This window comes from Halalkalibacterium ligniniphilum (assembly GCF_000334155.1).
Lineage (GTDB): Bacteria > Bacillota > Bacilli > Bacillales > Bacillaceae_D > Halalkalibacterium > Halalkalibacterium ligniniphilum.
In genome coordinates this window covers 23,003-32,951 of sequence record NZ_ANNK01000168.1, presented here as the reverse complement: position 1 = coordinate 32,951, position 9,949 = coordinate 23,003, and the positions used below count along the sequence as shown (strand labels likewise).

Annotated in this window: 11 protein-coding genes and 1 riboswitch; of the genes, 9 read left to right on the top strand and 2 right to left on the bottom strand. The window is 41.5% G+C overall.

All coding sequences use genetic code 11. The features are described from left to right. Positions 1 to 226: 226 nt before the first annotated feature. The 5 genes from BLT_RS0120380 (at position 227) to BLT_RS0120360 (ending at position 5,830) form a co-directional block, all read left to right on the top strand. On the top strand, positions 227 to 1,852 hold the full coding sequence (locus BLT_RS0120380; RefSeq protein WP_017729546.1) for an ATP-binding protein: 1,626 nt from the start codon (positions 227 to 229) through the stop codon (positions 1,850 to 1,852). Then, entirely contained in the window at positions 1,833 to 2,516 is a 684-nt protein-coding gene (locus BLT_RS0120375; protein WP_017729545.1) for a response regulator, read from the top strand. Before BLT_RS0120380 ends, BLT_RS0120375 begins: the two co-directional genes overlap by 20 nt. Positions 2,517 to 2,757: 241 nt before the next feature. After that, positions 2,758 to 3,777, top strand: coding sequence for a tripartite tricarboxylate transporter substrate binding protein (locus tag BLT_RS0120370; RefSeq protein ID WP_017729544.1), 1,020 nt, complete (start codon positions 2,758 to 2,760; stop codon positions 3,775 to 3,777). A 30-nt stretch (positions 3,778 to 3,807) separates the two neighbouring features. Next, entirely contained in the window at positions 3,808 to 4,266 is a 459-nt protein-coding gene (locus BLT_RS0120365) for a tripartite tricarboxylate transporter TctB family protein (RefSeq protein ID WP_017729543.1), read from the top strand. A 58-nt stretch (positions 4,267 to 4,324) separates the two neighbouring features. Then, positions 4,325 to 5,830, top strand: a complete 1,506-nt coding sequence (locus tag BLT_RS0120360; RefSeq protein WP_017729542.1) for a tripartite tricarboxylate transporter permease — start codon at positions 4,325 to 4,327, stop codon at positions 5,828 to 5,830. Positions 5,831 to 6,001: 171 nt separating this feature from the next. Here the strand turns inward: BLT_RS0120360 and BLT_RS0120355 are convergent, their stop codons facing one another. Next, positions 6,002 to 6,319: a DMT family transporter gene (locus BLT_RS0120355; RefSeq protein ID WP_017729541.1), complete on the bottom strand. Its 318-nt coding sequence runs from the start codon at positions 6,317 to 6,319 to the stop codon at positions 6,002 to 6,004. Positions 6,320 to 6,321: 2 nt separating this feature from the next. Next, on the bottom strand, positions 6,322 to 6,672 hold the full coding sequence (locus BLT_RS0120350) for a DMT family transporter (RefSeq protein WP_017729540.1): 351 nt from the start codon (positions 6,670 to 6,672) through the stop codon (positions 6,322 to 6,324). A gap of 48 nt (positions 6,673 to 6,720) precedes the next feature. Continuing rightward, positions 6,721 to 6,816, bottom strand: a riboswitch (guanidine-I (ykkC/yxkD leader). 155 nt (positions 6,817 to 6,971) lie between these two features. On the opposite strand from BLT_RS0120350, the gene BLT_RS0120345 reads away from it, so the two are divergent. From BLT_RS0120345 to BLT_RS0120330, 4 genes are all read left to right on the top strand, one after another. Next, positions 6,972 to 7,187, top strand: a complete 216-nt coding sequence (locus tag BLT_RS0120345; protein WP_017729539.1) for a sigma factor G inhibitor Gin — start codon at positions 6,972 to 6,974, stop codon at positions 7,185 to 7,187. 305 nt (positions 7,188 to 7,492) lie between these two features. Continuing rightward, the gene (locus BLT_RS0120340) at positions 7,493 to 8,950 is read left to right on the top strand and encodes an aminotransferase class I/II-fold pyridoxal phosphate-dependent enzyme (RefSeq protein WP_017729538.1); all 1,458 of its coding nucleotides are present in this window, start codon (positions 7,493 to 7,495) and stop codon (positions 8,948 to 8,950) included. A gap of 2 nt (positions 8,951 to 8,952) precedes the next feature. Beyond that, positions 8,953 to 9,585: a dTMP kinase gene (gene tmk, locus BLT_RS0120335; RefSeq protein ID WP_017729537.1), complete on the top strand. Its 633-nt coding sequence runs from the start codon at positions 8,953 to 8,955 to the stop codon at positions 9,583 to 9,585. A gap of 25 nt (positions 9,586 to 9,610) precedes the next feature. After that, entirely contained in the window at positions 9,611 to 9,940 is a 330-nt protein-coding gene (locus BLT_RS0120330; protein WP_017729536.1) for a cyclic-di-AMP receptor, read from the top strand. Positions 9,941 to 9,949 lie beyond the last annotated feature (9 nt).

Sequence of the window (9,949 nt, the reverse complement as noted above, 5' to 3'; positions counted from 1 at the left end):
CTTCCCCCTGCAAGAGTAGGACGTTGCCAAGCGTTAAAGCACAATCCGATAGGGTTGTGCTTTTTTTAGTGCGCAGAAAAGGAAAAGGGGGCACTGATGAGCTGGACGTCTGAGGAATTGTTAGTTTCATTGATATCTTAGGCAAATCAAAGAAAGACCTAACAACAATTGATACAAATAGAGCCACCCTTTAAACTAGGAAGTAGGGAGGTGAATTGACTGATAAATGAGAAATTTCAATTTCCAACGTATATCCTTACAAACTAAAATTCTATCGTATACTTTAGGACTTGTTTTTTTAGTTTTATTACTTCTCACCGGGGTCTATTATTATTTAGAAATTAAACAAACGGAAAACCACATTGGTACAATGGCTTTAAATGTTGCCAAAAGTGTGGCAGTCATTCCAGAGGTTATTGATGCTTTTGAACATGAAGATCCGTCTAGCATTATTCAACCAATAGCAGAACGAATTCGGCAGGAAGTTGGAGCAGAGTTTATTGTTGTTGGTAATACGGAAGACATTCGTTATTCCCATCCAAAGGAGGAGCGAATCGGTCAAACCATGGTAGGTGGCGACAATGAACTGGCACTTGTCTATGGTGAGAGCTATATTTCAAAAGCCGAAGGGTCATTAGGTACCTCCCTCAGAGGGAAAACACCTGTATTTAATGAGCAACAGGACATTATAGGTGTCGTTTCGGTTGGTTTTTTGATTGGTCACATTCAGTCTGTTTTTTTACAGGATTTGAAAACGTTTGCAGGATGGGCGCTGCTCGTTTTTACGATCGGAACTGTTGGAAGCATTATTTTAGCACGAAGTATAAGGAAGGATACCCTTGGCTTAGAACCGTCTGAGATTGCCTCATTGTACCGCGAACGTCATGCGATATTACAGTCAGTAAAAGAAGGGATCGTAGCGGTTGATAACATGGGGACAGTCACACTTATTAATCAATCCGCAAAGACCATGCTCGGCATTACTGGAGAGGCTGTAGGAAAGCCAATTGAAGCATTGTTTCCGAACACTCAAATGCATAGGGTGTTGAAAACTGGAGAAAACGAAACAAATCAAGAAATACAATTAAAAAACCATAGTGTCATTGTTAACCGAACGCCAATCCAAGAAGCCGGAGAAACGGTGGGAGTCGTTGCTAGCTTTCGTGATCGAACCGAAGTGAAGCAAATGGTTAATACGCTATCAGAGGTTAAAAAATATTCTCAGGATCTTCGTGCTCAAACCCATGAATATACGAATAAGCTTTACACAATTTCAGGCTTGCTACAAATTGGGAAAGTCGATGATGCAATAGCATTTATTCATAAAGAAGCACAAGCCCATGAAATTCAAAACAAAATCTTATTTGAGCAAATTAAAGATCCAACCATTCAAGCCATCTTATTAGGAAAATTAAGCAAAGCATCCGAACAAAAAATTCGCTTCCATATTAATGAAGAAAGTTCATTAGGAGCTGCTTATTTAGAAGCGGATACATCCAGTTTAATTACGATTTTTGGAAATCTACTAGATAATGCGTTTGAAGCAGTTAGCCATAAAGCTGAGAAGATTGTTACTTTTTTTGTGACCGATATAGGACATGATCTTGTGTTTGAAGTGGCAGACAACGGAACGGGTCTTAATAAGGAAAAGATGAATGAATTGTTTATGAGAGGCTATTCTACGAAAAATGGGACCAATCGAGGATTTGGCTTATCCCTTGTGAAAGAAGCGATTGATACGTTAGGTGGGACAATTGAAGCTTATAATCCTAACACGGGAGGAGCTGTCTTTACAGTATTTTTGCCAAAGATGAGAAGGAGGAGCACAGATCATGAACGTTTTAATCGTTGAAGATGATTTTCGAGTAGCAAATATTCATGAGCAGTTTTTAAAGGACATACCTGAAGTAAAGGTAAAGGGAAAAGCAGCAACTGTTATGGAAGCGCTTACGTTATTGGAAGGAAATAAAGTTGATTTATTATTGCTAGATGTTTATATGCCTGATCAGCTTGGGACGGACATGCTACATTTAATCAGAAAAAAATATTCAGCTCTTGGGATTATTATTATTACAGCTACATCTGAAAAAGAGTTAGTTGAAAAGGCCTTCCAATATGGGATCGATGATTACATTATTAAACCAATTACCTTTGATCGTTTTAAACAAGCCATTGATAAATTCAAAAAAAGAAAAAAATTGCTAGAAGGAAAAAAGATCATTGAACAAGATATCATTGATCAATATTTTAGAAGTGAGCCGTTAAAATCTTCAAAAGACACCGTTCTTCCAAAAGGAATTGATCCGATTACATTAGAAAAGGTCAAACAAATTTTAAAAGGTAGACAAGCGGGGATCACGGCTGAAGAAATGGGCATGGAGATGGGGGCTTCAAGAACGACCGCTAGACGTTATTTGGAATATATGACATCCATAGCGAAAGTAAAGGCAGAGGTTGAATATGGGATTGTTGGCAGGCCAGAAAGACAGTATCGGCTAAACGATGATATGTACTAATGTTGAGTTATCAAGCAATAGGATAAAGGAATCTTCTTATGCACTGTTCATTTGAGAACGGTGCCTTTTTTAATTAAACGGAAATGACCATAAAAATCAGCTTTGAACGGCCTATGAACAAAATGAACAAAAAGACAATAAAGTTTTAAAAAAATTAAATTTTGAATACGGTTACATTGAAACAAGAACCCTTTACTATTAGGATATCAAAATAAATAGGTAATCAAGGGGAGGAAATGTAATGAAGAAAACAGCACTTTTACTGTCAATTGTAGTGATGTTCATACTGGCAGCCTGTTCTGGATCTAATTCATCACCTGCTGATGCGGAAGGAGTAAATGAAAATGGAGAATGGACGCCTAGCCGTTCAATTGAATTTGTTGCTCCAGCTGGTGCTGGAGGGGGTTGGGATACAACCGCTAGAATGCTAGCTAGAGTATTAGAGGAAGAAGGTATAGCAGACCAAAGCTTTGGCGTAGTAAATAAGCCAGGTGGTGGAGGTGCGGTCGGCTGGGCGTATGTCCACAATCGCAATGATCCGCACCATGTTTTTGTTGCTTCACCCCCACTAATGTTTATTCCTTTGAATGGACAATCAGAATTCGGGCATGAGGATTTTACGCCGATCGCCAATTTAATTGCTGATTATGGTGCTTTTGCTGTTCGAGCAGATGCAAAATGGGAGAATTTGAGCGAGTTATTTGAGGATATGGTAGAGGATCCAACGTCTGTGAGTGTAATCGGTACATCATCACCAGGAAGCATGGATCACATGCAGTTTGTTAACTTTGCAGAAGCAGCAGGGGTCGATATAACACAAATTAGATATGTCTCAGAACAAGAGGGCGGAACCTTAACAGCTCTGTTAAATGGTAGTGTTGATGTTCTATCGACAGGGGTTTCGGAAGCAGTGGAGCAAGCCCGGGCAGGGGAAATACGAATCTTAGGTATTACAGCACCTGAGCGTTTAGAGGGAGAATTTCTTTCAGAATTGCCGACAGGAATTGAGCAAGGGATCGATGCAGAATTCGTTAATTGGCGTGGGGTTTTTGGGCCACCTGATATGACACCAGAACAGGTGAAATACTTTGAAGATCTCTTTAGAGAGGCCAGTGAGTCGGAAGCATTCGCAGAGATTCGTAATACTTATGGGTGGGAAGAATTTTTCATGGGCAGTGAGGAGTATGGACAATTTTTGGATGAACAAAAAAATGAAATCCAAGGATTACTCGAAAGATTAGGTTTTGATGTGCATGAATAAGCGATTTAAATGCAGAGGGGGACGCTAACGATGCTGAAAACTATCAATCAAAAGCTTGCGCTCGTTTTAATGGCGATTGCCGTTTTGTTCCTCATTTTAAGCTATCAATTACCAGAATATGCTTATGTTCCAGTTGACTCAGATATGATGCCAAAGTCACTTGGGTTTCTTCTCCTTATACTATCAGTGATTTTCTACTTTTCACAGGATATCGACACAGAGGAGCAAAAGAAACGTCGTAGCATTCCAAAAAAAGAAGTGTTCATGCTTTTAGGGGTTCTTGGGCAAGTGCTTGTTTACATTTTTTTACTAGAGATGATTGGGTTTGTTATTACAACCTTTTTGTTTATTATTTGCTGTTCGGTGACCCTTGGGTACCGAAACTGGATTGCAACCATACTGACTGCTTTCCTCTTTTCGATAAGCGTCTATTATTTGTTTAATTATTTACTTTCCATTCGTTTGCCATCAGGCATTCTACCTTTTTAACGAAACATAATAAGAGTGTGCATTTGGCGCAGGGTCAATGATAGGAGGATATAGGTTCATGGGAGCTTTTGAAGGCTTAATGCAAGGCTTTCAGATTGCATTTAGTATTGAAGGAATGTTCTTTGTTTTTATTGGTGTTCTATTAGGGACAATTATAGGTATGATTCCAGGCTTAGGCCCGATTAGTGCGATCGCCATTATGATTCCGATTACTTACGGAATGAACCCAACCCTCGCATTAGTCATGATGGCTGGTGTATATTACGGTTCGATGTATGGAGGCTCGACTTCATCGATTCTCCTAAATGCTCCTGGGGTCGCAGGGACCGTTGCCGCTGCTTTTGATGGTTACCCCATGGCTCAACAAGGAAAAGCAGGGAAGGCCTTAGCAATTTCTGCTATTTGTTCGTTTATTGGTGGAACAGTTAGTGTTGTTTTATTAATGTTGTTTGCGCCAATGCTTGCAAGTGTGGCGATCATTTTCGGTCCTCCTGAATATTTTGCCTTAATGCTGCTAGGGTTAACGGCGATTGCCAGTCTATCAGAAGGTTCAACAATCAAAGCATTGATTTCGGCAACGCTCGGATTCATGGTTGTTATGATTGGAATTGACGCACAGACTGGTACAGCTAGATTTACTTTTGGGAATGTGAACCTTTTAGATGGCATTGATTTTCTGGTGATTGCTCTAGGTTTGTTTGCCATTGCAGAAGTATGCTTTTTAATTCTCAATCGTAAAGACGGGTCGTTTGGTCAGTATAAACGAATTGGCAGCCTAAAACTGTCAAAAGAAGACTTTAAGGAAATGAGTGGACCTGCTACTCGTCAATCCTTCTTAGGGTTTCTCCTTGGCGTGTTGCCAGGTGCAGGAGCAACGATTTCTTCATTTATCGGGTATATCACCGAGAAAAAACTAGCAAAAAACCCTGAGGAATTTGGAAAAGGCTCGATTCGGGGATTAGCGGCACCAGAGACAGCCAACAATGCGGCAACAAGTGGGGCCTTTGTTCCGTTGTTAAGTCTTGGGATACCGGGCTCAGGGACAACAGCGGTTATGTTAGGGGCCTTTCTTGTCTTAGGGGTACAGCCGGGTCCTATGTTAATGACAGAATTCCCGGATGTGTTTTGGGGCGTGATTGCCAGTATGTATATCGGGAATGTCTTTTTATTAATTTTGAACCTGCCACTCATTCCATACTTTGCAAAAATTTTGCTTGTGCCAAGACCACTGTTAATCTCGCTCGTTATTATGTTTAGCTTAATCGGAGTATATTCGGTAAGCTTTAGCATCTTTGATTTGTATCTTCTCATCATGTTTGGTGTGTTCGGGTATTTTATGCGCGTTTTTGCATTTCCAGCGGCACCATTTATTCTTGCTTTTATTCTTGGGGGCATGATGGAGCAGGCACTACGGCAGTCTCTTACAATTTCAGGGGGAAGTTGGTCAATCTTTTTTAATAGTTCGATCGCTATCTCGCTGTTTGCCATTGCATTATTGTCACTCATTATTCCTCAAATCCGCAATCGGAAACAAAAAAAAGACTCGGCTGATTTATCTGCCTAGCATAGTTTCATCAAGATTTTTGATAGAGTGTCAGGGAATGGTCGTCATCTCGAGCAGTTCCCTGACTTTTTTAGGAAGAAAAGATGCCTTATGACCTCAAAATGAGCAAGGATAAAACATAGGCTCTCCAAAAACTCGCGCAAAAATCAATTTTTCAAGCTTATTAGGTCATCATGACGAGGATACCTTCAACCCTACAACCCCTGTGACAATAAATGCGAGAAACAATAGGCGAATGACTTGTTTTGATTCTTTGAAAAAGATCATTCCGACTATGACGCTTCCAGCTGCTCCGATACCAGCCCAAATGGCATAGGCAGTTCCAATGGGGATCGCTAATAGTGAAAGGGAAAGTAAGTAAAAGCTAAGCCCGCCTGTGACAATGCAGAGCAAGGTGAATCCCTTTTGTTTAAAGCCATTCGATAATTTCATAAATGTGACAAACAACACTTCAAACAAACCAGCAATAATAAGCAACGTCCAAGCCATGCTTATGCATCTCCCTTAGTTTTTTTAAGGTCTTCCTCAACAGTCGTCAATTTTAACCCGATAATGCCTGTTACTAACATAAGCAGAAAGAATATTTTCAACAGATTTGCTGGCTCCTGTAAAAAGAGCATACTAATTGTAGAGGTGCCTGCTGTGCCAATACCAGTGAAAATGGCATAGGCAGTTCCGATCGGAATCGTTTTTAGTGAGGCTGCAAATAAGAAAAAACACATTACAATAAGTATCATTGTAACGGTGCTCAGTAGAGGGCGCGTTAAACCTTCGGATAATTGGAGTCCAAATGCCCAAGCAATTTCTAAAACGCCTGCTAATAATAAATAGATCCACCCCATCCTACATTCTCCTTTCCATATGAAAAAGCCCGAGAAATATCCATTGATATCTCCCGGGCTTTTGTCCCTCCGTGTGCATAGCTTAAGGCTATGTGCTTTCTCTTGGACCAGACCAGTAACTGCGGAACCCTAGAAAGCGAAGTGAATGTGTTATGTTCCTTTTATCCTACCATAAAGGAGGAAAAAAATCTAGTAACAGGGAAAATAAGAAAGGCTTTATTCATGAATGAAGCAATAATAAAGGAGCATCGGGAATATTTCAAATAGGAATTGACAAGAATGATAGTGGAGGTGATAGGGTGAGTGATCCGAAGACGGAACTAGTAGTGGTGTACAACATCTGTCTTGTCTGTGAACAACAGAAGCCATCGGGAATGCAGCTCGGTACGTCCTTTATCTGTGAAACCTGCGAACGAGAGATCGTACAAACGGAGATTGACGATGCAGCCTATCTATTTTATGTAAAAAAGTTACGCAATCTCTCAATACTTGGAGCGAATGGGAGTGGAGGGTAAGTTCAAGCGTGCGGGCTGACTTACTCTTTTTTACTGTGGAAAAGAGGACAGAGCTTCATTGAAGGTTGCACTTTTTTTGCATCTATGTGGGAAGCGTCCTTCCGCATCATTTTTTACATTATCCAGAAAGAATCCCCCGCCTTTAAGCGGAGCGTAGGTGGCGGGTAGTTCACTAGGTTTATAAGTGAATTCTGTAACGTCTACTTTTTTCATAGAATAGCAGTCGAGTTTTTCATTTAAATACATGAAAAGCATAAAGAACGAGTTTTATTCGTTATAATAAAGAAAAAAGGAGACGCAGAACAATGATGAAAGAAAGGACAAGACTGCCATTATTTGAACGGATTAAGGATTTTGTAGAAAAAGATCCAGTCTCACTCCATGTGCCTGGTCATAAACATGGCCAAATTTTTCATCAGGAAGGACAAGCTGATTTTGCGGCGCTCCTTCGTTACGACGTAACGGAGCTTAGTGGGTTGGATGATCTTCACGATCCAACCGGACCAATAAAAGAAGCCCAAAACCTCGCTGCTGTCTTTTTTGGTGCGAAGGAAAGTCATTTTTTAGTGGGAGGTACAACCGTTGGAAATCTTGGAATGATTCTTGGGACGTGTGCCCCTGGCGATATTGTTCTTGTGCAACGGAACAGCCATAAATCGGTTTTAAACGGAATAAAAATGGCGAATGTGCGACCTGTGTTTCTTTCACCAGACTATGACGAACATACAGGGCTGCCTGTGGGAATTGCTGAATCGACAGTGGAGCGGGCGCTTGAAGATTACCCAGAAGCAAAGGTGCTTATTTTGACCTACCCAAGCTACTATGGCTATGCCAAGCCTATCAAGCCGCTTATTGATCTCGCTCATGAAAGGAACCTGCTCGTTCTTGTCGATGAAGCGCACGGTGCTCATTTCTCGTTTGGTCCACCTTTCCCTGAAACGGCTCTTACTCAAGGAGCTGATGTAACCGTTCAATCCGCACATAAAACGCTGCCAGCAATGACGATGGGATCGTATTTACATTTGTCAACGAACGTTTCTGATACAGTTGCTCAACGAATAAAAGAACAGTTAACGGTTTTGCAATCAAGCAGTCCATCCTATCCAATTCTTGCATCTCTCGATTTGGCAAGAGGGTTTTTGGAAGGTTTGTCGAAGAAAGAAGCATACTTGATCATGAATGAGATTGAAGACGTGTGCACGGCTCTTAGCGATGTACCGAATTTAAACGTCATTCGCGGGAATGCTGAATGTACGATCGATCCCTTAAAAGTGATTTTACAGGTAAATGGAGCAACGGGCTTTGCGTTTCAGGAAAAGCTGGAACAGGTCGGTGTGTTTCCTGAGCTAGCTGATACCTCTCACGTCCTTTTTATCTTCGGTTTGTCGCGATTACATCATAAGGTGTCTCTTGTGGAACGGATTAAAAAAGCCGCTATGGCTCTAGCGAATGAAAGCAGTCGCTTTTCAAAGCCTGTAATTTCTACGCTTACGGGTCCCACGCACTCTCCATTGCTTCTTACATATGATAAAATGAACCGGTATGCGACAAAGCGTGTTCCGTTCTCATCCGCACAGGGGAAAATTGCCGCAGAGGCGGTCATTCCATATCCGCCAGGTGTCCCCCTTATCACTGCAGGTGAAGAAATCACTGAACAGATGATTGTCCAATATAAGAGGCTTGTAAGAGCGGGTGCGCGATTTCAGGATCACTCTCAACAGCAAGACCGAGGGATTTTAGTTTTTGAGTTGGAGGAACAGTAGTCATGACACGAGGTTGGTTTATTACGGTAGAAGGTGGAGAGGGAGCTGGGAAGACATCGGTTCTTGACCGCATTGAAAAGGAGCTTGCATCACGGGGAATTGATGTTGTACGGACAAGAGAGCCAGGTGGGATTCCCATCGCCGAAAAAATCCGTTCTGTGATTCTCGACGTGAATCATGTGGAAATGGATCGTCGAACGGAAGCGCTTCTCTATGCAGCAGCAAGGCGCCAGCATCTTGTCGAGAAAGTGTTGCCAGCGCTTGAAAAAGGAAAAGTGGTCCTGTGTGATCGATTTATTGACAGCAGTCTTGCTTATCAAGGAAATGCAAGAGGAATTGGATTTGAGGACATTCTTGCCATCAATGAATTTGCAATTGAAGGATATTTTCCAGATGTCACTCTGCTTTTTGACATTGACCCAGAAGTGGGACTTTTGCGAATTAATGCGGACGGAGATCGGGAGCGAAATCGTCTTGATCTAGAGACGATCGCATTTCATAATAAAGTAAAACAAGGTTATCAAAGAGTTGTCGATACATACCCCGATCGAGTGGTGGTCATCGATGCGAATCAGCCGATTGAAAAGGTGTTTGAAGCGGCGATGAACGTCCTTGAGCGACGGTGTGACTTTTAAACTGAGGGGAAAAGGAGCGATTCATATGAAACTGATTATTGCGGTTGTACAAGATAAAGATAGCAATCGTTTGGCAGATGCTCTCGTAAAAGCAGACTACCGTGCGACAAAGCTTGCAAGTACAGGAGGCTTTTTAAAAGCTGGCAACACGACATTCCTCATTGGTACAGAGGATGAACATGTTGAAGATATCATGAAAATGATTAAAGACAATTGTAAGAGCCGCGATCAGCTTGTCGCTCCCATTTCGCCAATGGGTGGTAATGCAGATTCATATGTGCCGTATCCTGTGGAAGTTCAAGTCGGTGGTGCAACGGTTTTTGTTTTACCAGTAGAACAGTTTGAACAATTTTAGATAGGGGGG